General features: G+C 63.2%; 28 protein-coding genes and 2 pseudogenes. 8 read left to right on the forward strand and 22 right to left on the reverse strand.

What is annotated here, in order from left to right; translation table 11 throughout:
- Nucleotides 1–145 precede the first annotated feature (145 nt).
- The 3 genes and pseudogenes from ACI2I1_RS08675 to ACI2I1_RS08685 all read left to right on the forward strand — a co-directional run bounded on the left by ACI2I1_RS08675 (nt 146) and on the right by ACI2I1_RS08685 (nt 2,787).
- Complete coding sequence (locus ACI2I1_RS08675; RefSeq protein WP_404678780.1) at nt 146–637, forward strand: hypothetical protein; 492 nt, start codon at nt 146–148, stop codon at nt 635–637.
- Nucleotides 638–722: 85 nt separating this feature from the next.
- A pseudogene (locus tag ACI2I1_RS08680) lies at nt 723–1,507 on the forward strand (IS5 family transposase).
- Between the two features lie 302 nt (nt 1,508–1,809).
- Nucleotides 1,810–2,787, forward strand: a complete 978-nt coding sequence (locus ACI2I1_RS08685; RefSeq protein ID WP_404678781.1) for a hypothetical protein — start codon at nt 1,810–1,812, stop codon at nt 2,785–2,787.
- A gap of 337 nt (nt 2,788–3,124) precedes the next feature.
- Here the strand turns inward: ACI2I1_RS08685 and ACI2I1_RS08690 are convergent, their stop codons facing one another.
- The 4 genes from ACI2I1_RS08690 to ACI2I1_RS08705 form a co-directional block, all read right to left on the reverse strand.
- Nucleotides 3,125–3,463 (reverse strand): hypothetical protein, encoded by a 339-nt coding sequence (locus ACI2I1_RS08690; protein ID WP_404678782.1) that lies wholly within the window; start codon nt 3,461–3,463, stop codon nt 3,125–3,127.
- Nucleotides 3,464–3,658: 195 nt separating this feature from the next.
- Nucleotides 3,659–4,294 (reverse strand): helix-turn-helix transcriptional regulator, encoded by a 636-nt coding sequence (locus ACI2I1_RS08695; protein WP_404678783.1) that lies wholly within the window; start codon nt 4,292–4,294, stop codon nt 3,659–3,661.
- A 300-nt stretch (nt 4,295–4,594) separates the two neighbouring features.
- Nucleotides 4,595–4,792 carry a DUF6961 family protein gene (locus ACI2I1_RS08700; protein WP_404678784.1) on the reverse strand — a complete coding sequence of 66 codons (198 nt, stop codon included), beginning with the start codon at nt 4,790–4,792 and terminating at the stop codon, nt 4,595–4,597.
- A gap of 127 nt (nt 4,793–4,919) precedes the next feature.
- Nucleotides 4,920–5,459 (reverse strand): thermonuclease family protein, encoded by a 540-nt coding sequence (locus ACI2I1_RS08705; RefSeq protein WP_404678785.1) that lies wholly within the window; start codon nt 5,457–5,459, stop codon nt 4,920–4,922.
- Between the two features lie 123 nt (nt 5,460–5,582).
- Between ACI2I1_RS08705 and ACI2I1_RS08710 the strand changes: the two genes are divergently transcribed.
- Nucleotides 5,583–5,792, forward strand: a complete 210-nt coding sequence (locus ACI2I1_RS08710) for a hypothetical protein (RefSeq protein ID WP_404678786.1) — start codon at nt 5,583–5,585, stop codon at nt 5,790–5,792.
- A gap of 1 nt (nt 5,793) precedes the next feature.
- On the opposite strand, the gene ACI2I1_RS08715 is transcribed toward ACI2I1_RS08710, so the two are convergent.
- The 18 genes and pseudogenes from ACI2I1_RS08715 to ACI2I1_RS08800 form a co-directional block, all read right to left on the reverse strand.
- Nucleotides 5,794–8,496 (reverse strand): conjugal transfer protein TraG N-terminal domain-containing protein, encoded by a 2,703-nt coding sequence (locus tag ACI2I1_RS08715; protein WP_404678787.1) that lies wholly within the window; start codon nt 8,494–8,496, stop codon nt 5,794–5,796.
- A 10-nt stretch (nt 8,497–8,506) separates the two neighbouring features.
- Nucleotides 8,507–9,943: a conjugal transfer protein TraH gene (locus ACI2I1_RS08720; RefSeq protein WP_404678788.1), complete on the reverse strand. Its 1,437-nt coding sequence runs from the start codon at nt 9,941–9,943 to the stop codon at nt 8,507–8,509.
- Nucleotides 9,933–10,744: pseudogene (locus tag ACI2I1_RS08725) on the reverse strand (conjugal transfer protein TraF). Before ACI2I1_RS08725 ends, ACI2I1_RS08720 begins: the two are co-directional and overlap by 11 nt.
- Nucleotides 10,741–12,465, reverse strand: coding sequence for a conjugal transfer protein TraN (locus tag ACI2I1_RS08730; RefSeq protein WP_404678789.1), 1,725 nt, complete (start codon nt 12,463–12,465; stop codon nt 10,741–10,743). The pseudogene ACI2I1_RS08725 and the gene ACI2I1_RS08730 overlap by 4 nt, the downstream one beginning before the upstream one ends.
- Nucleotides 12,462–13,217: a type-F conjugative transfer system pilin assembly protein TrbC gene (trbC, locus tag ACI2I1_RS08735; protein WP_404678790.1), complete on the reverse strand. Its 756-nt coding sequence runs from the start codon at nt 13,215–13,217 to the stop codon at nt 12,462–12,464. The genes ACI2I1_RS08730 and trbC overlap by 4 nt, the downstream gene beginning before the upstream one ends.
- Entirely contained in the window at nt 13,214–14,227 is a 1,014-nt protein-coding gene (gene traU / locus ACI2I1_RS08740; RefSeq protein WP_404678791.1) for a conjugal transfer pilus assembly protein TraU, read from the reverse strand. The genes trbC and traU overlap by 4 nt, the downstream gene beginning before the upstream one ends.
- Entirely contained in the window at nt 14,224–14,856 is a 633-nt protein-coding gene (gene traW, locus ACI2I1_RS08745) for a type-F conjugative transfer system protein TraW (protein WP_404678792.1), read from the reverse strand. Before traW ends, traU begins: the two co-directional genes overlap by 4 nt.
- On the reverse strand, nt 14,856–15,362 hold the full coding sequence (locus tag ACI2I1_RS08750; protein ID WP_404678793.1) for a S26 family signal peptidase: 507 nt from the start codon (nt 15,360–15,362) through the stop codon (nt 14,856–14,858). Before ACI2I1_RS08750 ends, traW begins: the two co-directional genes overlap by 1 nt.
- Entirely contained in the window at nt 15,359–15,739 is a 381-nt protein-coding gene (locus ACI2I1_RS08755; RefSeq protein WP_404678794.1) for a TrbI F-type domain-containing protein, read from the reverse strand. Before ACI2I1_RS08755 ends, ACI2I1_RS08750 begins: the two co-directional genes overlap by 4 nt.
- Nucleotides 15,732–16,139 carry a hypothetical protein gene (locus tag ACI2I1_RS08760; protein ID WP_404678795.1) on the reverse strand — a complete coding sequence of 136 codons (408 nt, stop codon included), beginning with the start codon at nt 16,137–16,139 and terminating at the stop codon, nt 15,732–15,734. Before ACI2I1_RS08760 ends, ACI2I1_RS08755 begins: the two co-directional genes overlap by 8 nt.
- Nucleotides 16,136–18,685 (reverse strand): type IV secretion system protein TraC, encoded by a 2,550-nt coding sequence (gene traC / locus ACI2I1_RS08765; protein ID WP_404678796.1) that lies wholly within the window; start codon nt 18,683–18,685, stop codon nt 16,136–16,138. The genes ACI2I1_RS08760 and traC overlap by 4 nt, the downstream gene beginning before the upstream one ends.
- Complete coding sequence (locus tag ACI2I1_RS08770) at nt 18,682–19,308, reverse strand: hypothetical protein (protein WP_404678797.1); 627 nt, start codon at nt 19,306–19,308, stop codon at nt 18,682–18,684. The genes traC and ACI2I1_RS08770 overlap by 4 nt, the downstream gene beginning before the upstream one ends.
- Complete coding sequence (locus ACI2I1_RS08775) at nt 19,305–20,174, reverse strand: DsbC family protein (RefSeq protein WP_404678798.1); 870 nt, start codon at nt 20,172–20,174, stop codon at nt 19,305–19,307. Before ACI2I1_RS08775 ends, ACI2I1_RS08770 begins: the two co-directional genes overlap by 4 nt.
- The gene (locus ACI2I1_RS08780) at nt 20,171–21,466 is read right to left on the reverse strand and encodes a TraB/VirB10 family protein (protein ID WP_187336396.1); all 1,296 of its coding nucleotides are present in this window, start codon (nt 21,464–21,466) and stop codon (nt 20,171–20,173) included. Before ACI2I1_RS08780 ends, ACI2I1_RS08775 begins: the two co-directional genes overlap by 4 nt.
- On the reverse strand, nt 21,466–22,221 hold the full coding sequence (locus ACI2I1_RS08785; RefSeq protein ID WP_404678799.1) for a type-F conjugative transfer system secretin TraK: 756 nt from the start codon (nt 22,219–22,221) through the stop codon (nt 21,466–21,468). Before ACI2I1_RS08785 ends, ACI2I1_RS08780 begins: the two co-directional genes overlap by 1 nt.
- Nucleotides 22,218–22,787, reverse strand: a complete 570-nt coding sequence (locus ACI2I1_RS08790) for a type IV conjugative transfer system protein TraE (RefSeq protein ID WP_404678800.1) — start codon at nt 22,785–22,787, stop codon at nt 22,218–22,220. The genes ACI2I1_RS08785 and ACI2I1_RS08790 overlap by 4 nt, the downstream gene beginning before the upstream one ends.
- Before the next feature lie 12 nt (nt 22,788–22,799).
- Nucleotides 22,800–23,087, reverse strand: a complete 288-nt coding sequence (gene traL / locus ACI2I1_RS08795) for a type IV conjugative transfer system protein TraL (protein WP_011413152.1) — start codon at nt 23,085–23,087, stop codon at nt 22,800–22,802.
- A 26-nt stretch (nt 23,088–23,113) separates the two neighbouring features.
- The gene (locus tag ACI2I1_RS08800) at nt 23,114–23,440 is read right to left on the reverse strand and encodes a hypothetical protein (protein WP_404678801.1); all 327 of its coding nucleotides are present in this window, start codon (nt 23,438–23,440) and stop codon (nt 23,114–23,116) included.
- A 363-nt stretch (nt 23,441–23,803) separates the two neighbouring features.
- On the opposite strand from ACI2I1_RS08800, the gene ACI2I1_RS08805 reads away from it, so the two are divergent.
- The 4 genes from ACI2I1_RS08805 to ACI2I1_RS08820 are packed head-to-tail and all read left to right on the forward strand — an operon-like array spanning nt 23,804 to nt 24,948.
- Nucleotides 23,804–24,265 (forward strand): hypothetical protein, encoded by a 462-nt coding sequence (locus ACI2I1_RS08805; protein ID WP_404678802.1) that lies wholly within the window; start codon nt 23,804–23,806, stop codon nt 24,263–24,265.
- Entirely contained in the window at nt 24,243–24,497 is a 255-nt protein-coding gene (locus ACI2I1_RS08810) for a helix-turn-helix transcriptional regulator (RefSeq protein WP_404678803.1), read from the forward strand. Before ACI2I1_RS08805 ends, ACI2I1_RS08810 begins: the two co-directional genes overlap by 23 nt.
- Entirely contained in the window at nt 24,494–24,631 is a 138-nt protein-coding gene (locus tag ACI2I1_RS08815; protein ID WP_404678804.1) for a hypothetical protein, read from the forward strand. Before ACI2I1_RS08810 ends, ACI2I1_RS08815 begins: the two co-directional genes overlap by 4 nt.
- An 11-nt stretch (nt 24,632–24,642) precedes the next feature.
- Entirely contained in the window at nt 24,643–24,948 is a 306-nt protein-coding gene (locus ACI2I1_RS08820; RefSeq protein WP_404678805.1) for a hypothetical protein, read from the forward strand.
- The last annotated feature ends 206 nt before the right edge of the window (nt 24,949–25,154 follow it).

Here is a 25,154-nt window from a genome sequence, read left to right on the forward strand (position 1 = left end):
CCCTAATCTCGGCCATTCGCGTGGTCGCGGTTTTTGCCCGAAAGCTACCGCTGGTTCAGACTAGGTTTCGTGGACAAAGGTTGCATACCAGCCATCTGTTGGTAAGTGAGGGAATTGAACAATTAATTTCTGTGGAGACAACCGAGTGCGTGGAGCATATTTGCTCATACCTTTTTCGGCGGCGCTGGCAGCATGCGGGCAGTCAACCGATCAAACGGCATCTTCAAATGGCGCGGAACAAGCTCAGAATCAGTCGGCACCGGCTGCGGGCGAGAGCAATGGCGATTGGTCATCACTCAGCGAATATGTCGGTCAACATCCCGTGGATAGCAAGTTTTATGACGAAAGCCCGATAGCGCCGCAACTCAGGAACCTTCTGGGAGACAAGCTGAACGTGCTGATGCAGAACAGCGACACAGCCGCCCCCTTGCAACGCGATGGCGAAGTTTTCTTCACGTCGGGCAACAAGGATAATGAGGGGGGTAGCGACGCATTCTATCTGCTCGTCGATCCGCCAGCCAAGGCTGTCGAGGTCGGCCTTTGGGAAAGCGGCGAGTTGACCGTTTATAAGACCCCGGGTTCCGACATTCCGAAACCGCAAGATATCCAGACGACAATATCGAACACGGAGATGTAGACGTCGCTGTCGAGCGGCAGGAACGAAGAGCAATCCTTGACGCGTAACTCATCCGCTGATTCAAGACTATCTTTTAGAGGCAGTCTTGGGCGAACGGATTGGCGTTACGGATGAAGAGTGGGAATTAATCGAGCCGCTGCTGCCGCCGGAACGCGGTCGTGGCTGTCGCCCGGCGCAGCATAACCGGCCCTACTTCGAGGGCATGATGTGGATCGCGCGGACCGGGGCTCAGTGGCGGCATCTTCCCGACGAGTATGGCAAGTGGAACAGCGTGTTCAGACGCTATCGACGATGGGTTGCGACCGGAGTGTTTGATGCCATGCTCGAGACACTGGCCGAGCTGGCGGGCCGGGACACTTCCGCCGACATGATCGACAGCACGGTTGTCCGGACACATCATTGTGCAGTCGGCATAAAAAGGGGACTCAGCAAAGAGAGGCGCTTGGCCGATCGCGAGGCGGCTTTTCCACCAAGCTCCACGCAAGATGCGACGCCAGAGGGCTACCGCTCGGCTTCGTGCTGACACCCGGACAGGCGCACGATGTGCAGGGCTTTGCTCTGCTGTTCCGCTTGATAACCGACCGGATCGAGGCTTTCCTGGCAGACCGGGGCTACGATGCCGATGCGATCCGCGATGAGATCGAGGCGGCAGGCGTCGAAGCTGTCATCCCGGCCAAAACCAACCGGCGCAATCCCGCCCCGCACGATCGTGCGAAATACAGGTGGCGCAATCAGATCGAGCGGCTGTTCAACAAGCTCAAGAATTGGCGAAGGATCGCAACCCGATACGACAAGACCAAGGAATCCTACCTCGGCTTCGTTGCGCTTGCTTCAGTCAAACTCTGGATACCCTTTGTCCACGAAGCCTAGCATCGATGGCAGCTAGGCGCCACAATCCCGGCCATTCGCGTGGTCGCGGTTTTTGCCCGAAAGCTACCGCTGGTTCAGACTAGCATCGATGGCAGCTAGGCGCCCTCATTTTGGACGTTCGGGCTATTTTGGAGAATGCCCAAATGCCGATCGGCAGCTAAGTTCGGACAAGAACCAACGCTTAAGTCAGATCGTGGGAGGTTTTCAGACCGTCCCCTGTTTGGTGAGATAATCCCGTGAGCGGACAGTATCGCATAAAGGGTCCTCGGAGCCCAATCGAGGTTCGATCGTTACACTCGATAATGAGTAGATCACCTCGCTTCTCCTGCTTTGCATCGCTGGTTTTTTTATCCATCGCTGCCTGCAATGGGGTGTCAGATGGTGGCGGAGACCCTGCTGCAGTCGCACCATCCGATGTAGATCAACCCGTCACATCGTTGCGAGACGTCAAAGGATTTTGGCTAATTCTGCGCTTTGAAGAGTTTGAGCCATCATGGGAAAACGAGACACCTTGGCGTAGCGCCTATGTGCAGATCGAGGGCGACCGCCTGACTTACAACGTAGGCTGCAACCAGTCTGGCAATCCCGCCACTCTTGGGCGGGACGGGGTCCTGCGAGATACTAGTGATGGCTTGCGGATGCAGACCCTACAGGGTTGCGGACAAGCTCGCGAGGCACGCGATAGACGCTTTTTCGCGTTTTTTGGCAGCAGTCCGCAAGTGCGCAGGATGACCGAGGATCGCATTCTGCTGAAAAGCGGTGAGCGCGAACTTGTGCTTATTCGGCCGGACCGCTGGCGTGAGATCAACAAACCCGACTTTGCGGAAATTGAAGGTCGTTGGGTGCCCCAAATGTCTACTGCATATGACGGATGGGGATCAGCTGGGTTTGGAATCGGTGGCAATCCGGGGGTATTGACCATCGAGCGCCGACGCATCGTGTGGTCGCAATGTCCCAACGTGCCTATTCAGATACGCTGGACCGCCGACGCGCGGCTTACCGCGACAGATGGAGTCGACATCGCCAAGTGCGCCGCGGTAGCTCACTCCTCGGATAATGGACCACGGGCCATCATGACGATCTTGAATGCTAACCCCGCGGTGATCCGCACCGGGCAGGACTACATCTCGCTGGTAGATGGAACGGGCGAAAAAGGCCGACGGATCGATTTCCGCTCTGAGGAAAGTGTCCTCAACCCTCCACCGCCGCCGCCCACGCCCCAGGAGCTGACGCTACCGCCGCCGCCCGCACCGCCTCGGAACCTGAGCGCTGATCAATAAGGGCACGACCGTTTGCGATTGGTTTCACAATTCGGTTGGACGACAGCGCGCACGAGACGGTTTGATCGAGCTGCTTCCAGACCTAAAGAATATCTGATGTTGGCATCCTGTTCGCTCTTGCCGACCGGCTACGTTGTCGTCGTTACTTGACAGGACCCTTTCAGGGATTTTGCATTGTAGCTGCTGGAGTGCTTTCGGAAGCGACGAGGTGGGTAGCGAATGTCCGAAATTTGGATGGGAAGCTGCCGAAACCTAGCGGTCAAAATAGCGTTATCTTCTCATGAACTTCGCCAAAACTTCGATAGTCTTGTTTGCCGGCATCTCCGTGGGTTGCACGTCATCCGGGCAAGTCGTCCCCGCCGGCCAGCCAACTGGTCGGGCGCCATATGTTGCCGTCCAGAAGCAGCTGACCAAAGACGAAAACCGCATCTATCTTCTCGCAGCGCTCCACGGTCGCGTTGTAATCGTAGAAGATTGCGTCCTGTTCGAAAGGCTCGATGGAGGGGTCGTTCTTCCAGTCTTCGAATACGGGGTTGTTGCAGGCCGCGACCGGTATGGGGCGTGGGTCTACGACCCTTTTACAGAAGAATACATTCGTGATCGCACAATGGTGTTGGCTGGGGGTGGTGGAAGCGGCGAAACCGTCGCGGAGCTTGGAAATCGGAATGTGCTGCAACGGGCGGTCCCCGAACGATGTTCGTCCGCAATAACGGACAACGTAGTCTTAACGTTGAACCCGGGTCTAAACGCCGTCGATTTCGACGAATAAGCAATGGGCCGGCGTCCGATACTGAAGTCGCGAACGGAATGCCCGCTTTACCATGCTCTCACCCTGAAAGCGGACCGACCGGAAACGGCCCAAGTCCTGCCGCTACAATGCTCGGCCGAACCAGATGACGCGGCCCACCACGTGAACCTCCGACCGGTCCATGTCGTGCCAGGTCGGATAAGCCGGATTGTCGCTGGCAATAGTGATCTGCAGACCGCCAGGCTTGATCGCGATCCGCTTCACCACGAGCGCATCATCAGAGCGAAGGACATAGATCCCATCGCGCAGCCGCGAGCCATGATCTGACGCATCGACCAGCACCTCGTCGCCATCACTGAGCGTGGGTTCCATCGAGTCACCCTTCACGCCGACGATCGACAGGCTCGCGCTCTTGGCTGACGTCAGGTGGCGCAGCCAGCGCTCGTCGAACCCAAACCTGGTGTGTGCAGTCTCACTGGCAGCAACCGCGCCGAAGCCAGCTGATGCTTCGACATCAAGAACGGGTATCTCGATCATGCCGTCGGTGACCGGATTGGCGGGACCACCGAGTACTTGCTCGTCGACGCCGAAGAAGCAGGCGAGCGTCTTTCGATCCTCATCATCGAGCTTTCGCGGAGAGCCGCGCTTGATGAACTGCTGCACATAGGCCGGGTTGCGGCCGAGCAGTCGCGATATCGACGCGTAGCCGTATCCGCCCTTGAGGATCAGCCGGTCGAGCTCTTCCCTCACATGTTCCATTCGTCTGTCCTTCGAATCTTGATCGTAGGAATTTTCCTAGACTCGCGGATACGATCCTACTAAGAACATAACAAGAACACAAGGGATTTGCGAGTCGGAGCGAAAGGGACATGACCTTGCTGGAACGGATCGAAAAGCATCTGAAAGATCATCATATTTCCGCAACGCGCTTCGGACGGCGCGCGGTTGGCGATCCGCGATTCGTACTCGACCTCAGGATGGGGCGCAGACCGCGCCGCAGAACGATCGAACGGCTCGAAGCTTACCTGAAGTCTGTCGAGGCTACCGCCCCCGACTGTATCAAGCGGAATGGGACTTACGCTCGCTCATCTGCTCATAACGATTTGCTACGTCCTGCCAGAGTTTTGCCCCGTCCTCCTCGCCAGCCCGCGTCAACTGATCGATCTTCGACGCAATGAATTCATGCCCGGCATCGCCGTGGTGCTTCTCAACCCATAGCGCCATGCCCCAAAGTTCCTGATCGCGAGTGAGCGTCAAAAGAGTGACCCGATGCCGACGACAAGCATGAGAATGATGGGAATACCCAGAAGCCACGCCTCGAGCTTCAGTTTCTATTCTGGTTCGCCCTGCGGCAAGGGATCGTCGCTGTCGGGCCAGTCGCGCATCAGCACCATGGCTCCCTGCGCCCGGACCAGGTTCGCGCAAGGCCTTCTCCGACCAGCTGGTCGCCGATCGAGCGTCCATCGCGCAACAGCACGCGCAGCTTGCGACCGTACTGGTCTTCGTCCCTGCTTCCAATCGTCACCGTTTCGAAGTCGCCTTGGTTGAGCAGGGCAACCAGCCGGTCGCGGGCCTTGATGCCCAGTTCATACTCGTAGTCGCACTTCGGCTGCGAGATTTCAGGCGTGTCGATATCGGCAATCCTGATCTTCACGCCTTCGAGCCAGATCGTATCGCCGTCGACGACGCAGGTGCGTCTGACCATGCCGCAGACCGCAAAACTGTGTGTACTTCGCGCTTCGGCACTCGCCGACCCAAATGGCCAATAGATACCAGCGAGACCTCCAAGAATGCCGACGAGCAGACCGCCAGCTCCAAGAAGAACGAGGCTTCTGCGTCCGGCTCCCGTGCCCCGGTCACGTCGGGTCCGGAATTCGACAAGATTATCGCGGGGCGGCTTCCTGGACATTCCACCTTCTTTCATTTCCGGACTGTCACGCCAAGACACCGTGCTCGCTTTCCCGATGGTTTTCAGCTATTTTCGCGGCAATGCGAGGGGGCGGCCCAGAGGGGAGAGTGCAGGTTTGCTCCCGAAGGAGAATGAGCAATGAGCGATCCAGACAACACTCCCACCGGCGGCAAGCAGGACTGGGAAGGCTTTCGCGAAGTCGACCGGGCCATCGCCGAGAATCAGCTTTTCAAGTATTCGATTCAGAAGGCGTGGGCTGATCCCTGGGAGCGGAAGGCTTTGTATCTCACCGCGTTCGTCATAGCCTGCTTCGTCATCTATGTGATCATCTACGACGGACTGATCTGAGCTACCATTCCTTCACATCGTCGGCCGCTTCAGCCGAGGCTCCCTTGGCATCGCGGGTCTTGCCGTCGAGGTATCCTTTCACGGTCCCGACCCGCCGTTCCCCTTGCTGCTGGACCCGATCGACATCGCGGGCGATGTCCTCGCGATCGCTTGAAGGATCACCAAGGCTTCCTGGTACCCCGCCAAGCCGTACTGATCCCCGAACACCGTCGGCGCTGCTCACCGCGGGTCGAGCGACGGGCGCAAAGGGCGGCAGAACCAGCTCGTCCGCGATGTCGGCATTCAACTGCTCGGCATAGCTTTCGACGAACCGCGCCTGAAGCTGCTGGCCTCGCGCACTCATCTGGAAGTCGATATCATCGAAGCGAACCGGCCCATAATAGTCCCGGTTGGCATCGATCTCCGACATGCCCCATTCGCGATAAGCCTGGCTGAGGTTGAGCGTGCCTGCGGCATTGGCACTTTCGTACCGGCTTGCCTGGTTCTCGAGGCGGCTTGCGATCTCCTCGGCGCGGCGCGCTTCGCGGGCATAGCTCTGCGCTTCGGTGATCGACGTGGTGATGCCGGCCGAGCTGCTTGAGACCAGCGCTTCGGAACTCGAGCTCGTTTCGCGCAGGAAACCCTCGCGCGTGCTCGACCAGCTGCGGCTGTCCGAGATTTGGCGCAGCGCGCCCATGATGCGTGAGCGGTCTTCGGAGGCGATCCCGATATCGCTATCGGTCCAGCTCTGGTTGCGACCCCCTTTGATCCCACCTGAACCTTGAAAAATGCGCCCTTCCTTCTTCGCACCGATCCCCGCTTCGCCGTTCAGGAACCACGACACAGTTATGTCGTCGGCGGCACGGCGCGACAGCCCGAATTGCTGCTGGAGAGTCTTCGAGGCGTTGTCGACTTCGCTGAAGGCGCTGCCGATGCTGTCGCTGGTCGAAGTCCCGCTGACGCTCTCGTTCGAACGCGAACGCGTATAGGCATCGCGCAGTTCGCTGAAGCGAGTGACCGCCGAGCTGGTCGACTGCTGGGCGAGGTTCGAGAAGGTCTCGCTCTGCCCGCGGCTCTGGCTCGCCATGGTCGCGAGCCTGCTCGAGAAGTCCTGGCCGAACGTCGGCGTAAAGGGGTAGCTCGAGGTCGGCACGGTCGCGAACTCGGCCTGCGGAAAATTAGTCGTCTGCGTGCCGTTGTCGTCAAACCCGCGCGATTGCGCTGCGCCATAGGCGACGTTCGGCGCAAGGCTCGCCTGAGCGAATTGGCGCGAGAAGACGTTCGAGTTCTCAAGGCTGGTGTTGCCAAGCGAGAGATTGCCCGTGCTCGCCTCACGTGCGGCTTCCTCGGCCGCGTTCTGGCTCGGATTGAGATAGCTTGTCGCCTGTCCAGAGATCGCCATGGCCCCGCGCGCAACGCCGCCCGCAAGGAAGGGGATCGAGGCGACAAGATAGCCGGCAAGGATACCGATATCGTTGTTGACGTCAGTCATGCCGGAGAAGGTCGCAAGCGTGAGGCCGCTCGCACCGCCCGCGGCGGCTACGTCGCCGGCCCCTTTGAGCATCAGGATCATGTGGAGGATGACGAACAGCGGTCCCCAGGCGGCGAGATAGAAGAACCCGGTGACATAGCCGCGCAGCGCGACCGGGCCTGTCCGCGGCATCAGGAACAGTGGGAAGAGCACCGGGAAGAGCGCGTAGAAGACCACTGTCAGCACGACATTGAGGATCGGCACCCATTTCATCGCATTGTGCGCGATCGAGGAATAGGTTCGCTCGGTCTGGATATCTGCGCGGGTCTGCGCGAAGACATCGACGCTCGATGCGCCGCTCGCTCCGGCAAAACCGTGCATCGCCTGGTTCATCGCATTGATCGTCAGCACCTGGCGAAAGATGCTGCTCGCGTCCTTCGAGACCCCGGTGAGATACTGGTAGGCGATGGGCAGATCGGCGATGAGCTTGACCTTGGCGAGCGCTTCGGTCTGCTTGGGATAGAGCTGGCGGCCGGCAACGAGCGTCATGTCGTCGACCATGCCCGCCCACTGGTTCGAGAGAGCGGTGTAGGCTTCCCGGCAGGTGACGATCGATGCCGTGACACTGTCATCGGCCTCGCGGGTCAAGAACTTCTGCGCGCGCGCAGCGCTCCCGGGCGCGATGGTCGCCCAAATGTCATTGCTCTCGGACAGTTCCTTCATCGAGTAGCGACCGAGTAGCAGGTCGTAGAACACGCATTGGCGCACGTGTTCGTCGAAATTGGCTGCGAACTCGGGATCGGCAATACGCAGGGATCGCGTCGCCTCGAGCAGCCGCGCGCCGTAGATCATGCCGTTCTTCGAATAATTGAGATCGTCGGGAAGCCCGAACACGGTTTCGGCTGAGCGCGTCAAATAGTCGCCTGCCTGGCTGGTGAAGCTCGCCATCAGCGCGAGGCCGAGCGGGACATTGGCAACGGTCGCCGGAGCGAGGCTCGGATTGACGCGGTCGGTAACCTGAACGTCCATCCGCGGCACCATCAGGCACATGTAGATCAGCGTCGCGCCCAGGAACCAGTTGAGCCAGGCGCGCCAGTCCTGGTTGAACGCGACGACGATTACGGCGAGCGCGAACCCCATCACCAGCGCGACCTGGATCAGGCTCTTGTAGCCACCTGCACCGGTCCAGGCGGCGACGGCGTTGAGGACATTGACGATGTACTCGCCGCCGCCGGTGGTGAAGATCTCGACCATGTTTTGCCCCCTATGGGATGATCGAGCGCGACTGGAGCCCGCGCGACCAGTCGAGCGCGGCAGACATCGAGGGCGCCATCGAGGCGGCGAGCGCGTTCTCGATCATCGCGGTCTTCTCGATGATCTGCATGATCGCCGAGACCTTGGCCTGTCCCGTTGCCTGCCGCTGGACGAGGCCAGAGCGCACCTCGGCGACCTGGCCGCGCCAGATTGCGAGCTTGGCTTCGTCGGCAGCGATGAAGCTCGCCATCGAACGCCCGGCTTCCGACACGATCCGGTCGAGGATGGCATAGAGCAGGTCGATGCTGGCGATCTCGGCGAGCGTGTCGCGATCATCGGTCGGCATTCCCCGTCCATAGGCGGCCTGCACCGTGAGGATCTTGTACAAGGGGACCGAGGCCACCTGGAGCAATTCCTTCTCAGCATTGCCGATTGCAGTATCGGCCCGGATCGCATCGACCATGTTGCCGATGAGGAGCGCGACGCGGGGGCGGATCGCCTTGGCGTTGGAAAGGCTCATCTGCTCGAATGTCGGATTGAGGCAGAGATCGGTCTCGTCGCAGCGAAACACGCGCACGGTCTGGCCCTGCGTCCCGTCGAGCAGCGCGCTCACCAGCGTCGAGGACGCATCGCCTGCGAAAGGCACGAACTTGCCTGGCTCGTCGTCCTTTGGCGGCACGTAGATCACCGTGCCAATGAGCGTCATGGCGTATTCGGCAAGCTCGCGGTCGAATGTCCCGCCTGGATTGAAGAACGCGCTCTTCTTGAGAACGTGCCAGGTGTAGTTGCGCGCCACGCCAGGATTGACGTCGGCATAATCGGCGCCGGCGCCCTCGTTGGTCGAGGCGCGCTGTCCGCGCGTGCCGCAGCCGTGCTTCGCTGCGGCATAATCGGTGAAGATTCCTTCGGAATTGCCGATCGCTTCGCAGATCGCCTTGTCGGCCAAATCGCCCTTGGGCCACAGGCCGCCGACCAGTCCCTGCGCCATTTCGCAGGAGTTGATCGAGAGATTGTTCATGAGCTGAGCCTTTTGGCTAAACTCCTGCATGATCTTGTTGCACTCGGGGCAGACGGTATCGATCGCGAGGCTGAAGGCGAACCCCACCGCATTGTTCGCGACGGCCTTCAGGAGCGCGACCATCTCGCTTGCGTTGATGAAGGAAAAGGACCCGGCGAAGATGTCGATCCCGCCGCAGCCGGCCCTGGCGCGCGGTAGCTGGAGATTGGCGATGTTGGTCGTCTTCTGCGGGAAGCGTGTCCACACATTGCCGAGGCTGTAGTAGCCCGCCGATTGGCCTTCGAAGGCGGTCGGGCCGGTGACATTGGCCGCCGCGCCCATATCGTCCATGAAGCGGTCCATGCTGTCGCCAACGTTGGCGGCGACGGGAGAGGCAACCAGGCTGGCGGCGGCCACGGTCAGTGCCGCATTGCGGATGCTAGTAATCATATCCGGCTTCCTTCGAGGTGAGGAGGTAGATGCGGTCTTGGAGCTCGTCGGCCGAGAGCACGCCGTAGCCGATCGGGATCGGTCGTTTGGTCACGCTGTCCCACAGCACGAGCGCCGGCGTGGCCTTGCCTTCGAGCCCGAGCCTGGCGCGCTGGTTGGTCTCGACTTTGTAATCCGGGAAATGGCGCGAGGGCCCGCCGTCGGTCGAGATCGCGCGCACGGCGATGCGCCAGCGCTCGGCGACGCCCTTGACGATCGGGCTCATCACTTCGCACGGGCCGCAGGTCGAGCTGTAGAAATAGAACAGCCCGTAGCGCTGCGACAGCCTTGCCATGACTGCATCGCGCTCGGCGCTACGCGCATCCTGCCATTGCTTTTTGGCGAGCGCTCCGACGGGTCGCTCGAGCGTGTAGTCGAGTTCGGGTCCTGCCAGATCGCGCGCTGCCAGACATCCGAGAAGAGCGAGGCGCGGTCGAGCTGCGCGCGCTGGAAGCGGATATAGGCCGCAACATTGGCTTCGGTGGGATAGAGGATCGCGCGCGCCTTCAACTCGCGGAGCTCCGACGTGATCGCATCGAGTTCCTGGGTTGCCGGGACCGGTTCTGCTTCGGGCTGTTGCGCTTCTTCTGAGGGAGCGGGTTTGACGCAGTAGAACCAGTAGCCGAGCCGGCGCTCCTCGCAGTAGAGCGCGTCTGCAGTCGTGATCGATGCAGTTTCCTGTCGCTCCTGCGCATGCGTCGAAGCGGCGGGGAAAGCGGCGAAGCCGAGCGCGAGTGCCGCCATGCGATTGAGATGGGTCATTGGCCGCCCCTTGCGTAGTAGTCGTCGATCTTCTGCTGGATGAGGATGGAGGTCTCGAGCTCATCGGGCAGCCGCGCGGCATCGGTGAACTCGGCATAGACCTCGCTGAAATCCATCCGGCTCAGGTCGAGCCGGGCGAACTCGTCGAGAGTGAACCCCTCGCATTGTTCTTCCTTGGGCTTGTCCCACGGCTTGGGAAGCTGCTTTCGGCCTTGTTCCTGCAGGATGCGCGAAAGCTTGCTCTCGAAGCAGCAATAGACCTTCTTCTTGGTCAGGCAGACGCCGAGGAACTTGTCCGAGCAATAGGTCCCGACATAGGCGCACAGCCCCTGCGCATCGCGCTGGTGGAGCAGCACTTCCTCGCGATCACAGCCGAGCGCAACCAGCAGGCTGATGCCCGGAATGAGCGGGAAACCCTTGCCCTTGCAGCAATTGAGCACGCCGAAGACCTTGGACGAGCAGGTGTTGCGGGTGCCCCGGAACAGCGTCAGCGTGTTCGGATCGAATTGGCCGCGCGCCTCGTCCATCGCATGCAATGCGACCGCGGCATCCTTGAACTCGTCGTTGGCGGTGCGCTCGATCGTCTCGCAGCTGCCATCGATGCAATAGACATCGCCGTCGCAAACATACTGAGTGTTGCTGTCTGTCGCTGGCAGCGGGCATTCGTAGATGCGCTCCCAGGTCTCGCAAGGCGTCTCGTCGGTAAGGCATTCCTCGCGCAAGAAACGGCAGGCGCCCTGGCTCTCGATGTCCGAGCAGTCGGTTGCCGCCTCGCGCGCGGTGCAGGTGTAGCTGCGCTGCCATTCCCAGCATGGACGGGTGACCGAGACACCGTTCACGATACGGGTCTGCGGATCGGCGTCGGTGCAGATCTCATTGTCGAGCGTGCAGTCGCTATTGTCGGCAAAGCCTGAGCACTGGCTCTCGTCGGGGGTCGTCGTAACCGAGGTCGCAGTGGTGACCATGTAGGGTGTCTGGCCCGCCACTCCTTCGTCGCAGGTCAATTCGGTGATCGGGTCGCCCGGTTCGGAACACCACGGCCGGCCACCCGAGGAACTCCACTGCAGGCAGGTATCGCGCCGTCCCGTCACGCGGCAGGAATAGCCGTCGAACCCGGCGCATTCGGGCTCGCCCGAGCCGTTGAAATCGCCGAAGCGGTTGCAGAGGTAATGATACTGCGGACGCTGGCTCACCGTCGTAACCAGCGGTACCGCGCACTGGCCCGCCGACTGGTCGATCCTTGTGCCGGTGTTGCAGGTCGCGGTGTAGGTCCCGGCCGAGCCCGAACCAGGAGGCAGCGGGACACAGGTGCCCTGGCCCCCCGAGATCGCCATGCCGCTGGTGTAGTCGAGCGGCGTCTCGTTGATCGCGAGGCTACGCGCGATGACATCCTCGATCTCGCCCGGATCGAACCGCGCGCGATTGGCCACGCTGTCGCGCATCGCGCGGTACCCCTGGTGGCCGCTCGCCGCTGCTGCCGCATTGCTCTCGATCCGGTCCGGATCCTGGGCGAGGGTCTCGAGCCCCCGGACCGCGTTGCGATCGTAATTGGGGAGGTTGGAAGCGTTGGGCTGTTGCTGCGCCGCCTGCTGGGCTTCGCCGCGCAGGCTCTCACCAAAGGCCTTGCCGTCGGCCTTCGCATCCTGCTGCTGGGCTGCCGCACTCGCGCTGAGGAGGAGCGCCGTGAAAACGGTCACGGCGAGCTGGATCGGATGTTTCATGGGCGCTGCTCCCTCAGACGGGCAAGGTGGAGGCGGGCAAGCTGCGCGCCCGGGCCGCCGCCATCGGCGAAGGTTTCGAGTGCGTCCTCGACGCTGACATTGCCCGCGAGCCGGTCGTGCGGCGGCAATGTGTCGGTGCAATCGAACCCGTCGCAGGGGCTGAAATCGCTCGCGATCATCACGAAGCTCGGCGCGACGCCGATATCGAAGGCGCGGAACAGCCGCGGATCGATTCCGAGCGCGCCGGCCTCGCTGCCATCGCGCCAGATCGCAGCGAGCCGCTTCTTGAAAAGGCCACTGTCGCCTTGCGGAAAACCGCGCAACACGGTGACACCGCCGGCGCGGGTGACGTCGCGGACCAGAGCCTTCAGGGAAGGCTCGGGCATCGACAGCGAAACGAAGGCGATGAGGCGCGGCGCTTCGCCCATGGCCGCGACCTCGGCGTGGGCTGCGCTGCGGATCATGCCGTCGAGATCGAGCGGCCCGGCGCTGGCAGTCGCTTGCGCGTCCTTCGCATAGGCGGCGCGGTTGTCGCGTGCCGCCTGCTGCGTTGTGCGTGCGTCTTCGGCAAGCGTGTCGGCCCTGGTCCTGACCGACGTGGCGAGCGCTTCGGCGTCCTGGGCATGCTCGCTCGCGCGCGCCCGGACCTGGGCAAGGTTGAGATCGGGCGGAGTATCCTGCGCCGATGCGGCAGCGAAGGCAGCGGCTGTTGCCAGGCTGATGAGGACGAGGTGGGGGAAGGTGTTTCTCATAGCGCGCAGCAATTCCTCTTGCGCCAGACGAGGTATCCCATGTCTTCGCCGATGGCGGGGATGACCTGTCCGGGGGACTGGAAGGTGGTGGAGGCACCAATGGGCGGGCAGGCGTAACGGCCCTTGGTCGCCGGATTGGGGTTGGTAGCCTGGAAGCGGTATTGTTGCTTACGCATTACCGGCATGAGGTATTTGCCGCACAGGCCCTTCGAGCCCATCGTGCCCCACGAGACGAGCTCGCGGTGAAGCTTGTAGGCAAAGCGCGAGAGCACGAGCCGCGAGGCCTGGACGTGACCTATGCTGGCGGAGACATTGCCGTTCATCGGATACATCGAACCCTGGCAGCCCGCGCACCAGAACATCTCGTCGAGCGGCAGGTTTGCGGTCGAAGCAGCGCAATCCGCCGCGCAGGCGGCCAATGCCAGTGGGTTGGCGAAGAGCACGGCTTCGGGATTGATGATCGCCGTGAGCTCGGAATCCTGCCACAGCGGATCAATCTCGGAGATGTAGAGGATGTCGATCGATCCCGGCTCGAGGCACAGGAAATCGGCGACGATCTCCATCCAGTAGATCAGCGGGTAGGCGTACCAGTGGACGTGCCAGCTCGAATAATACTGGCTCGCACCGCCCACCGCCGAGGGGCCCGAGATCGAGCGGAAGCCGATATCGAAGCCGGGATCGAGCTTCATCCCGCCAAGGTTGACGAAGCACCACGGCTTCATGCTGACATCCGCAAGCCGGACGGGCTCCCAGAAGCCCATCGCGATCCCGGGCCGAAGACCGCACAGGCAGAGCGGGAAATCGGGGTTGTCGGGATCGGGCCGATTGCTCGGCCAGATCTCGAGCCCGCCGACCGAGATCGGGAAGAGGCACGACCAGCAGATGTCGGTGATCGGGTTGACGAACTGCCCGGTGCATTTGCCAGGCCCGGCATCGGCCGAGGCGGGCGAGGCAAGAGCAAGCGAAAGCGCTGCAGTGAACAGCACGAGGAAGGCGCGGATGCTGTTCATGGCCGTGACTTTCGGGGAGGCAGCGCGATCTCGCTTATCTCGAGGATTCGCTCGTTCTGGCGCACCCGCGCGGGGACGGCCTTGATGCCGAACTTCTCGGTGAGCTTGCCGCCCTGGTCGAAAAAGAACCGGCGCTGGCGGGCCTTCATCAGCTCGAGCGGCGCGCCCTTCACGAGGATCAGCTTGGCGTTGGCGTCCTGCCTGAGTGCCCATTGGATTTGCACCGGATCATCGCCGTCGAGGAAGAGCAGGGGGCCGCGCAGCATGACGCTGTCGAGTGGATTGACCCGCGTTCCGGCCGCATGGATCAGCTCGCCCTTTGCCCCGCGGATATCGGCGGCAAGCGTGATCGTCGGATCGAAATCCCAAGTGCGGCTTTCGTGGGCGCGGATCAGGCCGGCAACCGGATCGGGCCGGTTGACCCGCGCGATCGTCCGACGCTTCAATTCCTGGTTCAGTCTGGCGGTCTCGCCCGATTTCTCCATTTGTGCGAGCCGCGTGTGGATCTGCTCGAGCAGGTCGCGCTCGATCACCGGGAAGACCGCGCCGCGCTGGCCGTAGTCGCGTGCTTGAACGCTGGCCGGGAGCGCAGCGAGGAGAAGCGCGCCAAGCGGAAAGAGGGAGCGCATCACAGGATCGCCCTCCCGCTGCCGAGGATCTGTCCGCGGCACACGAAGCCGATTGCGCCGTAGCGGCTGTCGAGCCCGCGCGGATGGCTGGTGCCGGTGTAGTAGCAGTCCTCCGGGATTACGCCTTCGGGACCCCGCGTGAGCGGAAGGCCGAGGCGCGTGACCTTGAGCAGGCTCGCAACCTTCCTGCCGTTGATGAAGACCGCATCGCCCTCGTGACGCACGTCATCGCCCGGCATGCCGAGCACGCGCTTGCCGAACATCTGCGCTCCTTCCCCGAAGTGTTTATCGACAAGTTCGCTTGGCGGCGGCTCGAAGAAGATCAGGCTGCCGCGGTGAATGGGTGCCTGCTTGTCGAGCCAGAAGGCCCAGTTGGGGAGGCTCGGGCTCGCATTGATGAGGAAGGCGTGGTCCCTGCTGAAGGCATCGAGCGGCGCCCAGGCGAGCGGCAGCAGGACAAGGCCCGAGAGGAGCAGCGGACGGCGCAGCGAGCGAGGAAGGCTCATGGCTGTTTCTCCCCGGTGAGCTTGTCCGCGATACGCCGCTCGAGTTCGGGGGTTGCGTCTTCGGCAGCCCCGGCGAGCACGGCCTCGGCGACGAGCACCACGCGGCCGTCGTGGCCCATATCGGCGACGGCGCTCTCGGCGGCCTTGAGATAGGCAAGGCTCGCCGCCTTGACGACCGCCGGATCGGCATTAGCGCGCGCAGCCTCCTCGACGAAAGTGCCGATTGTCTCCGCGAGCCGGACGGTGACGATCCGCTGCTTGGGGGCGCTGGTGACCTGCTGGGTAAGCCATGCGCCCCAAAGCAGCGCGGCAACGAGCAGTGCGACGGCGAGGAGTTTTGGGCCCAGCTGGCGAAGCGAGAGGTTCAATCTATCCATGGCGGGGAGCTCCTTCGGAGAGGCGGCGGTCGAGGCGGCGCAGGAAGGTTGGCAGCCGCAGCAGCGCGAGCCCGCCAGCAGCGATGAGGAAGGCGATCTGGAGGTCCTGCGCAAAGAAGCGCTGCGCGATCGGTTCGGCGGTGCGGTAGTGGTCGGCGAGATTGCCGAGCTGTGCGAACAGTGCCGTGAGGTCCCAGCCGGCGATGAGCAGAAACACGAACAGCGGCAGGCCGAGGACCAGCAACAGCGTGCTCACCGCGAAGCCTGCCGCTTCGATGAGGACGAGGCAGGTGCCCTGGAACAGCGCGAGCCAGTCGATGGCACGGTGCTTTTCGCGGGCGCGTCTGACAGTCGGAAGCGGCACGCGGTCGACGAGCGTGGTGGTCTCGAGCACCATCATGCGCCTCCTTCCACGCCGGCGACGAGCGCAACCGCGCGTTCCAGCGGCATGCCGTTTTCGACATGGCGGCGGATCGCGGCATAGGTGTCGGGATCGGAGGAGAAGATCGTCGCCGACAGCGGATCGAGGACAAGCCGCCCGACGGCTTCGACCTCGGGGCCTTTCAGGTAGATCTCACTGTATTCACTGCCCGAGCGCTTGAGGCTGCGGATCAGCGTCTCGGTGCGGTCGTCCATGTCGAGCCGCGCTTCCTTGCGGAAATCGGCGATGGTCTCGGGCTTCTGCTGGAGCACCAGCATCCAGTCGCTGTTTTCGAGCGCGGCGCGCGCGCCATCGGACTTGTAATAGTCATTCAATGACTGGGTGGCGGTCGCAAGCGCGCCACCATATTTGCGCGCGGTGCGGGCATAGGTCTCGACAAACTCGCCCATCGAACCGCCCTTGAGCATCGCCCAGGCCTCATCGATCAGCAGCAGTTTTTTGGTCGAACGCGACGAGCGCGTCATCGCCTGGCCGGTCATGAACATGATCGCCGAGAGGACGACGCTTCTGAGTTCCTCGCGGGATGCGAGATCGCTCATCTCAAACACGGTAAAATCGTCTTCGAGCGCGAAGCTCGCCTTGCCCGAGAAGAACCCGGCATAGCTGCCGCCGCGGCAGAAGGGCGCGATCGCGGTCGCCAAATCCTTGCCTGCCTCGTTCTCGCTTTGATGAAGCGCATGCGCGACATCGTCGATCGCCCCGCCGCTGCCGAGCGCTTCCCAGACCTGCGTTACCGCGCGGTCGATGAGGCCGCGCTCGGTGTCCGAGGGCGCTGCACTCGGCCGGGCCATCTGGCCGATGATCGCCTTGATCATCGCGAAGCAGTCGAGCCGGTAGTCCTCGTCCTCGTGCGCGCGGGCATCGTCGACCATCGAGAACGGGTTCAAGGAAAAGCCCGCGGCAAGCGTGAACTCGACAAAGCGGCCACCCTGCAATTTGACCGAATGCTCGAAGCTGCGCCCGTCATCGATCACCACGACCTTGGCACCGGCACCGCGGAGTGCTGCGCAGAGTTCTTGGAGCAACACCGACTTGCCCGAACCCGATTTCCCGCAAATCGCGATGTTGTGGTTGCCCGCTGTGTTCTCGAAGGGCGACCAGAAGAAGGGCTGGCCGCGCCGGCCGAGGAGCAGCAGGTGCGGAATCGTCCCGCCGAGATACTCGCCCTGGAGCGGGGCGATGTTCGCCGCGGTGGTCGAGAGCATGGTGCGGAAGCGCTTGAGGCGGGAAAGGTCGTGGACCAGACCATCGGCGAGGCTCAGCGGGAAGGCCGCGACGAGACCCTGCAGCTGCAGGAAACGCTCATCGGCCAGGTCCCAACCGGCCGCCTTGTAGATCGCCTTGACCGTGCGCTCGTGCGCATCGCCATCGCCGAGCGGCGAGATGGTGGTGAGACCATAGAACAGCTTGACCAGCTTCTTGCCCGCCTGGAGCTCGGCCTGGACGTGCTTCCACTCGGCAGATTGCTCGGAGAGCCTGGGCAGGAAGCGCGCGCTCTTGGTCTCGGAAAGACTAGTGGTGCGCATGAACTTGTAGCCTGCGCGCGCCGAGGCCGCTTCCTGGTCGGGATAGTGCAGGCACAGCATGGTCGCGGCAGGGCAAGGGAAGCGCAGCTTGTCGGTGAACATGTCTCCGATGAGGCGCGCGCACTCCCACGGCGCCCAGCGCTCGGGTGTCGAACGCACGCCGTAGTGGCGCACGTCGAAGCGGTCGGGATAGCAGGTGCCCATCTGGGGAATGCCATCGCGGCTGCGTCCGGTCTCGCGGAAGCGTTCGGTGCGCAGGATCAGCCGATCGTCTTCGACTTCGAGTTCGATGTCACGGCGGATCGCCTGGACGTCGAGCGTGTCCTCGCGGTTCCAGTGGGTGAGGTCGGGTTCGCGCGCGGTGGTCGGCGAGGTCAGCTCGTCGATCAGCGCGAGGAGACCCGCCGGTTCGAGCCGGTTCGAGGCAAGGCCGAGCGAGTTAAGCATCCCTGCCATCCCGTCGCGGCATTCGGTGATCTCGGCGTCGGTGACACTGCCGGGTACCGGCACTCCGAGCGAGAGCACGAGGCGAACATGGCGCGCATGGAAAGGCGCATGCGCCGATCCCGAATGCCAGACGAGGTCGTAGAGCCGGTTGGTCCTCGCCTTGGCGATGGCTTCGTAGATCCCGCCCTGCTCATAGCGCGGGGCGAACCAGGGGCCGACGATCGATCCGATCCTCGGGCTAGCGAAGTTCAGGACCTGCAGGCAGGCGCCCTGCGGCAGGCTCTCGGAGAAGAACTGCCCGAGGATCTCGCCGGTGCGCTCGTCCGCTCCGATCAGCGGGATCACTTCAAGGACGAAGCCCTTCGAATGCGCGTTGCGGTAGAGACCCGGCCCTTCGTCGTAGACGCGGTAGGGGAGCCAGTCCGAGAGCATGTCGAGCGCGAAGCTTGGCTGGGCATGGTCGGCCTGCCGTGCATCGCCGAAGAGGCCTGAGAGCAGCGCGTCGCGCGCCGAGGCGAGCGAAAGGTTCATTGGCTCTCTCCTTCGGGTTCGCCAGGCGAAAGGGGGTGGGACACCCGGCCGGGGGAGGGGAGACGGCCAGGTGCCCCGGTGACCGGCGCCGAAACGCCGGGCTGCGCTTCCGGGGCCTGGGAGGGGATAACCAGAACCTCGGGAAGCTGCGGGGGAAGCTGCGGGGGAAGGGGGGCGATGACAGGGGCGTTCTGCGGGCCTGTCGGTGGCGGCGGGGTTTGCGCATCGTAACCCGCGCGTCCGAGCGCGCGGAGCACTTCGCCGGTCGAGCGCGGGGCATGCCAGCTCTCGGCGGGATGATAGGGCAGCGCGACATGGACGACCCGCGCTTCGTGGTCCCGGCCCGCCGCGTCGCGATAGGCGGCGATAACGATCCGCAGCGAGCGGGCGTCCGCCTGGCGCAGGCCACCGGTCAAGGGAGGCTGGTTGGTCGAAGTACCCGGTGCCATGCCGGTGCCAGCTTCGCCGAGCGCCGCGCTGTCGATCAGCGTGGTGGGCGCGCAGCTGCCTTCGGGCGCGCGGCAGTCGAAGTCGCCTTTGACGTTGCCGCCGAGCGTGGCGCATCCGGCGATGCTCGCCGCGACACCGGCAGCTGCGAATGCCCTCAAGTGACGCGCGTTCATTGGCCTGCTCCGGGGCGCTGGTTGGCGAAGCGGTGGAGCGTCTGGGCGTCGCGGTAGCCGTGCAGCACCGTGCCATCGCTCGCGCGCACGATCACCGGGGTCCCGGCAAAGCCGTTGGCATGAGCAAAGGCCTCGTTGGCGTCGAGCGCAGGTATGGCCCTGCAGCTGGCGGGACGCGGCACGTGCTTGCCGGTATAGGCAGCGTGCAGCGCCGCGACCGGATCCCTCGCGCAGAGGACGCTTTCCGAGAGGCGTCGGCTCGCCGCGCCGAAGATCGAGATCGGCCGCTCTTCGACCAGTACGCCGGCCTGCTCGAGTGATCCGGTGAGCTTCTTGCAGTAGCCGCACTGAAAATCGGAGAAGACGACGAGCCGCGGACCCTTGGGGTTGCCCCAGCGGATCGCGCCGTCCTTGGGTAGTTGCGAGAGGTCGACCTTTGCCTTGGCCGGTGCGGGCGCGGCTTCGCTGTGCGAGGCTTCGGAGCGGCCCGACGCGCGCGCAGCACCCGCGGCGAGCAAGTCGGGATTGAGCTCAATGAGGCGCGTCGCGGTGACGTCGCGCCGCTCTTCGAGATCGTAGAGCCGTCCGACGAAGAGATAGCGCGCCGCTTCGTCGGTGTAGAACAGCGTCTCGCCCGAGACGACTTCGCACCACGGCGCAAAGCTTGTGCAATCGAGCGCGTCGATCGGAGTTTTCGGGAGCCGCAGCTTGAGCGCCTGGACGACATCGCGGGTGATGGCGGTCTGCGCGGGCATGGCGGTCAGCACGGCAACGCCGCTGGTGAGGAGGGCGGCTGCACTGGCGGCAGCAAGCGAAATGTGCGCCGCGCGGGCTTTCAGGCCCGGCCGGTGGTGGCAGAAATTCATTGGTCTGTGCTCCTGACATGGACGCCGTCGAGAAAGACGATCTCGACCTCGATGCCGGTCGGCATCTCGACGACGGGTTGATATTGTTCTGCGCGTTCGATGAGGTACTTGCTGACCGTGTCGGCGGCTTCGCCCGCGCCCTGGCCGAAGCCGCCCGCAAGGATGTCGGTCGGCGAGAGCGCCTCGCGCTTGCCGTCGCTGCCGACCTGACCGGCGAAGATGCCGTTGGCGTTGGCAGAGAAGCCGCGCCCGAACCCGCCGACGATCCCGGCGAGCAGCGCCTGGCTGACAAGGCTGCCTTCACGGCTGACGACACGGCCGCGCACGCCCGACTTTCCGGCAAAGGCGATGAACCCCTTGACCTCGCTCACCGCGAAGCGCCCGCCGGGCTGCGCGCAGGTCATGCGCACCAGCTTGACGTAGACCTTCTCGGCCGAGAGATCGCCGCGTGCCGCGCCGTTGACGAGGCAACCGGTGAGGTCGGTCGTCAGCAGGCGGTTGCCCTTCAGCACCGAGCGCGCGGGGCCGGTGATGCGCAGCACCACGGGCAGGGGATCGCTCTGGCTGGTAACCCCGGTCGAGGCATCGACCCCGACGATCACGGTTGCCGGCGCGTAGCTGTTGGGCGGCAGATAGTCGCGGCTCGCCTCGAGCAGCAGCTGCGGCGCATTGGCGTCGGCCTTTTTGCCTCCAGCGACGGGCTTGTCGCCGGTGAAGCTCAGCAGGCTCGCTTTCGGCTCGGCCATGGGGCCAGCACTTGGATCGAGGGCGGCGGGTGCGGGGCCCGGTGCGCGGGGATCGAGCGGGGTGACCGGCGCGACCGGAGGATTGGCGCGCTGGGTCTCGAGTTCGGAGCGCAGCGCCGCGTTCTCGGCCGAGATCGCGTCGATCGCCGCCTGGCCGTCGCTCAACATCCGCGCGTTCTCGCCGCGCAGCGTTTCGAGTTCCTGTTCGATCGAGGCCTTGGGGAGCTGGCTTTCCTGCAGGTCTTTGATCGCCTTGCCTTGCGCATCGAGCCGGTTGCCATAGGTGGCGACAAACTCGCGCTGCGAGAGGTTGCGATTGACCAGTGCGCCGGTCTCGATCGTGGTCGAACCCCCGCCCTCTCCATCCTCCGCGTCGTCACCGCCGAAGATGAACATCGAACCGGCAATGAGTGCGACCCCGCCGATGCCTGCGAGGAGCAGCTTCTGGCGCTGCGCGACGGTCTTGTTCAGGTCGCGTCGGGCTTCCGAACGGCTTTCGTCCCGCGGCTGTTCTGTGGGTGCGGCGCGTGTGTCGGTGTCGGCCATTATTCCAGCCCTCCCTTGGCAAATACGAGGAAGGCCCGGGTGGTCTCGCCGGGGGCGAGCGTGTCTCGGCCAAAGGCAAAGGCGAGCGCGCCTGCGGGCGCTTCGCGTTCGCTCGAAAGTTCGATGGGTTCGGGCCCAAGATTGCGCAGCGTGGAGGCCTGGCCGGTAAGCTCGGCGCCCTCGTATTCGGCGACCTGCTGTACTTCGAGACTGTCGCTACGGCGCGGGCGCGAGAGTTCCGCGCGCGCCCGGAAACCAGGCAGCACGGCATCGCTTGCCATCGCCTCGATCAGCCGGATCGCAGCCTCGTCGCGGGTCGGGGCTTGGCCTTCCCATTCGGCAGCGTCGGGCCTCGCCAGCGCGGGGTTGGTGACGAAGAGCTGGCTCGCTTCCTCGCCATCGACCTTGCAGGCGAACTTGTAGACATGGCCCGCGCTGCTGGTGGCGAAGAAGCTGACCTTCGCGCTCGCATATTGCAGCGGCACCGAGACATAGATGTCACCGCGGACCGGCTCGTAGGTCACCTCGAAATCGTTGTAGGGATAGCCGCTCGCCATCTTGGAAACATTGGCGAAACCGTCGTTGACCAGCGCTATGCGGGTCAGCGCACCGCGCGCGAGCACGCAGTCGATCGCGGCACCGTCGGCGGCTTCGACGAACTGGTCGGCATGAGCGGCGGTAGCAAAGGCGCAGCTGGCGGCGGCGAGCGCCACGGCGGTCAGCGCTGCAGGGAAGGGGCGGGCAAGGAGACTCATTGGTCTTCCTCCTCGTTCTCATTGGGAAGCTGGCGGAAGCCGGTGAGGCCGAGGCTGAGGCCGCGGCGCTTCCAGCTGAATGCGAAGCTGCGCTGCTGGCTCGCGATCACCTGTGCGCCCACGAAGGTCTTGAGCGTGCCGGTGACGACGGCGGTAAGCGCCTGCGGGTCGACCTCCATTCGCGAAATCACGAAGGCCTGGCTGATGTCCGACCCGCGCTGCTCGTCCACAATCTTGACGAGCTCGGCCTTGAGGCGTCCGTGCGCGGCCGGATCGGCCACTTTCAGGACCTGCTCCATCCAGTAGTCGAGGCTTTCGGGCGCGCGGTTGAGCAGCATCAGCGCCGTGTCGCGGGTGACGAGCTCGAGGTAGTACGCATCGGTTGCATCGCTCCCGAGCGTCAGGCGCTCGGATGTGACGGGGACGAGGATCACAGACTCTTCGCGCGTTGTCGCAGCGCCAACGGCGAGTAGGCTTGTAAGGCCCAGCACGGCGGCGAGCGCGGCGAAGCGGTTGCGTTGGCGCAAGTGCCGCTGCGCTTCCTCGTATGCGAATTCGTGTTTCATGGATGTCTTCCCTCAGCCCGCAAGCAGGCGGCAATGGGAGGGCGGCGTGGCTTTCAGCCCGAGGAAACTCCCCGGCAGATACCAGTAGGCAGCATGGACCAGTTTCGACCCGGCACCTGACGCCTTCGCCTTTCGAAGGGCGAACCAGGTGAGCCCGGACAGGGCTGTGCCGATGATGATGTGCTGCGCAAGGATGCCCCAGGCGAAAGGGACGAGCAGTCCCGCAAACTCGTCGATGGTCCAGAAGCCGATGAGCTCCGGATCGTCGAGCCGCCGTGGAACGAGGTATCTGTCGGCCATGCCGCCCTCCCGTCGCTAACCGCGGCTCAGATGACCGCGGTGACGACCGAGGTGACGATCGGCACGCCCGTGCCGACGCCGATCCCGACGCCCACCGGCACCGCGACCTGACCGAGAGCAAACCGTCCCGAAGCGAGCGCGATCAGGCCGCCGGCGAGGCTGAGGACCGTGATGATCTTGCCGCCCGACCCTTCGAGGAAGTCGGTGAATTTCTGCAGCGCCGGGTCGAAGGTAGTGTCGGCACCGGCATAGGCGGCACCGGCGCAAGCGAGCGCGATCGCGGCAGGAAAAATATAGTCGCGGGCACGAATGCCCTTGGCGGGTTGGCGGGGAAGGGTGATTGCCTTGGTCATCGAGGAACTCCGTTTCGAACATGTGCAGCGATACGTTCGCTGTATGTTCTTTCCTCGATTCCAAGGCCGGGTGTAGGAAAACGGAAACTGCCGCGCGCCGCATTCCGACCAAGAGAATTCGTCGATTTAGGATGAGTTGACCGGGTTTTGCGCGATCGATGCAGATCTTGCAGCCGAGACTACCGATTGTTACGCCATCAATACCGCCATGTGAGATCGAGGGACCGGAATCTGCGCGAATCACATCGTCCGACGATGTGTCGATTTCCTATAAGTTCCTCATTTGTTCTTTTTACTTTCCTACAGTTTGACGCGTCGCATAGCCTGCTGTCGATTCGCTTGAGACAACCGGAAGCAGGTGCCATGACGCAAAGCAGACAGGACAAATGGGGAGAGGCATCGCGTGACCTCGCTGCTTTTCTCGACCATGCCGTAGGAGAGAGTGGCCAATCCCGGCGGACGATTGCCGCGCAGACGAATATCAACAAGGATGCGCTCCGACGCATTCTTGCCGGGACACGGCCCGCCACGCTACAAGAGGCGCTCACCATACTCGACGCGTGCGGACACGCGCCTCGGACCTCCCTTATGCTGGCTCTCGCAGGCTATTCACAGCAGACGGTTGATTGGCAGAGCTCCGCTGTGCTGCAGTTTCTTGAAACCTTCATCAGCGAGCTGCCGGCCGCGTTGGATCAGGCCCTGGGTGAGCGGCTGCTCGATGTTAGACCGCGCTGGGCAAGGGGGGCCGCGCACCGCACCGCCGGTCTCCTGTCGGACCACCTCGCACAACTGGAGAGGCAGGATGAACAGAGCTTTGCTCTCTGAAACGGCGACCGAAGACCACACGGATGCGGAAGCGGGTGCTGGCGAGGCAGCGCCCGACCGGCTCATCCGTCTTCCCGAGGTCATGGCGCGCGTGGGACTGCGCCGAACTGCAATCTATCAGCGGATGCGCGAAGGTCGCTTTCCGCGGTCTCGCTCGCTTGGTCCGCGTTGCACAGTCTGGCTCGAAGCGGAAATCGACCGCTGGATCGAGCAAGTTTGTAGTCGAGAATGATTCTGCAAACCGAACTGCATTCCGCACCTTTTTTGCAAGCTGTCGAGCCGGCCCAAAAAGGACCGGCCCGCAGCGTGATGATGGAGGCTTTGGCGATCGTCCGGTTCCTCGTTCACCCTCTGCTTTTGGCATAAACGAGGAAGTGATGGGCAGCGCCGTAATTTTCCAAGGGTTTCATGGATTTCAGGACTATCAGTTCAGCATCGCTGATAACGAAATCGACGTCAGAGTTCGTCCGCATGTGCGCAGGCGTCACAGTCTTGGGAAGCGGCAGAAGTCCGAGCTGGAGCAGATATCGGATGGCCAGTTGAGGAACCGAAACGTCTTACTTCTCAGCGAGTTCAGCGATCTCCACACTGTCCAAGATTTCACCATGACCGAAGGGCGAAAAGGCCTCGGTCAGTATGTTTCGCTCCCGTGCATACGCGATCAGGTCGAACGGCGTGTGTAGCCGCATGCGTGTGCATGTGTTCGCCTGAAACCGTGGCATTTTTGGGGTATCGATGGGGGTATTTTCGGCCTCCGCGGAATCGGGCAATACCCCCACCTATGAACTTGCGGCGAGAAAAAGATTTTCATCCAACTGCAACGGCTTGTCGAAGCGATTTCAAGAACGGATCAATCAAAAGGTCCCAAGATCACCGCTGCGTTCGAGTC

It is taken from the genome of Qipengyuania sp. NPDC077563, assembly GCF_044901345.1.
Taxonomy (GTDB): Bacteria; Pseudomonadota; Alphaproteobacteria; order Sphingomonadales; family Sphingomonadaceae; genus Qipengyuania; species Qipengyuania aestuarii.